Source organism: Empedobacter sp. GD03739, assembly GCF_029843245.1.
In the GTDB taxonomy this organism is placed as follows: domain Bacteria; phylum Bacteroidota; class Bacteroidia; order Flavobacteriales; family Weeksellaceae; genus Empedobacter; species Empedobacter falsenii_B.
Map to the genome: position 1 here is coordinate 1 of NZ_JAOCHX010000096.1, position 2,026 is coordinate 2,026.

1 protein-coding gene is annotated in these 2,026 nt (G+C 33.1%); it reads left to right on the top strand.

The genetic code is table 11. The annotated features are described in order from the left end of the window. The coding region (locus N5E64_RS15520) for a TonB-dependent receptor (RefSeq protein WP_280038296.1) at positions 1 to 2,002 on the top strand (2,002 nt) is incomplete at its 5' end. Between the last annotated feature and the right edge of the window lie 24 nt (positions 2,003 to 2,026).

The window sequence follows — 2,026 nt, forward strand, 5'->3', positions numbered from 1 at the left end:
AAACTGGTCAGGAATGTCTGATATTGCTAACGCAGTACAAATTCAACGTGGTTTAGGATCTTCTAAATTAGCGATTTCTTCTGTTGGTGGTACGTATAACTTCGTAACAAAAGCTACAGAAAAAAGACAAGGAGGTTTCTTTAGTGCAGGTTTAGGAAATGATAACTTTTTCAAATCTACATTAGCTTATAACACTGGTTTAATCAATGATAAATTTGGTGTTTCTGTTATGTTGACTCACTGGCAAGGTGATGGATATAACGAAATGTCAGCAGGTCAAGGACAAAACTATTTTATCTCTTTTGGTTACAAGCCAGCTGAAAACCACACGTTAAATATTATTTTAACAGGTGCTCCACAATGGCACGACCAAAACTCAAGAAACAAAATTTCTGATTTCTTGAAATATGGAAAAAAATACAACAGTAACTGGGGTATGTTAAACGGTGATAAATTCAACGAAAGAAGAAATTATTACCATAAACCAGTGACTAACTTAAACTGGGATTGGGATATTAATGATAAAACATCTTTATCTACAGTTGTTTACGCTTCTTGGGGTAGAGGTGGAGGATCTTCTTCTGCAGGAACTAAAATTGGTACAGATGGTCAAAGAAACTTACAAGAAGTTTATGATTTACAATCAGTAGCTGGTGGTGAAGCTTCAGGACGTATTTTGTCTTCTGTTAATAATCACCAATGGTACGGAATGGTATCTAACTTAAACCATAAATTTACAGAAAACTTAAGTTTAAATGTAGGTTTTGATTTGAGAACATACAAAGGAGAACACTTCCGTCAATTAAACAATACATTAGGTGCTGATTATTATACAGAAAAATATAATAAACAACATCCTTCATACCAAGTTAATCAAACTTATTCAAGAAATCCATGGAAAGCATTGAATGATTTCGCTGATAACTACTCTCAAAAATTAGGTTGGGATTATAGCGAAAGAATTAACTACGGAGGATTATTTGCTCAAGTAGAATATGCTAAAGATGATTTTACGGCATTCTTCCAAGGATCTGTTTCTAATCAAGGAAATCAACGTTGGGATTACTTCAACTACGAAGCTGGTAAAGATAAATCTGAAAAAGTTACAAACTGGGGATATAACTTAAAAGGAGGTGTAAGTTATACAATCGCTGAGGCGCACCAAGTATTTGCTAATGCAGGATACTACTCTCGTCAGCCATTCAATGATAACTTATTCATGAATTATAAAAATGATATTAACCCATTTGCTGAGAACGAAAAAATCTTAGGTTTAGAATTAGGATACAAATTCAAAGCAAGAAATTTCTGGGCTAATTTCAATGCATATTACACAACTTGGGAAAACAGAATCACTTCTTCTAGTAAATTCATCGACGAAAATGGAGATGCTAATTATCCAGGAATTGTAAATGCTTATGTGTACACAGTTAACCAAGGTGTAAAACAAGAGCACAAAGGTTTAGAAGTTGAATTAAACTACAAACCAATGCGCGAATTAACTTTAACAGGTTTCGGATCTTTAGGTGACTGGAAATACAAAGGTCAAGCAACTACAACAGATTATGATGAAAATCAAAATGTAATTGGGGCTGCTAGAAAAGAGAACTGGGACGGTTTAAAAGTTGGTGATGCTGCGCATACTCAATTTGGTTTAGGTGCTAAATACGAATTCTTAAAAGGACTTTCTGTAGACGCTGATTATCGTTACAATGGAGATTTATATTCTTCTAAAGTAACAGAAAAAGACGGAAACTTAGAATTACCTTCTTACAATTTAATGGATGCAGGTATTACTTGGAACCAAAAATTGACTGCAAAAAATAGATTAACTTTACGTTTCAACGTAAACAATGTATTTAATCACATTTATATTTCAGAATCTTCTACAAATATTCAGCAAGCTGACGGTGTAGAAAATTACAAAGGAGTTAACGTAAACAACCAAGTTTATTTCGGATACGGAAGAACTTGGAATGCTACAATAAAAATTACAATATAATTAGTTGTTATATATAATTTATAA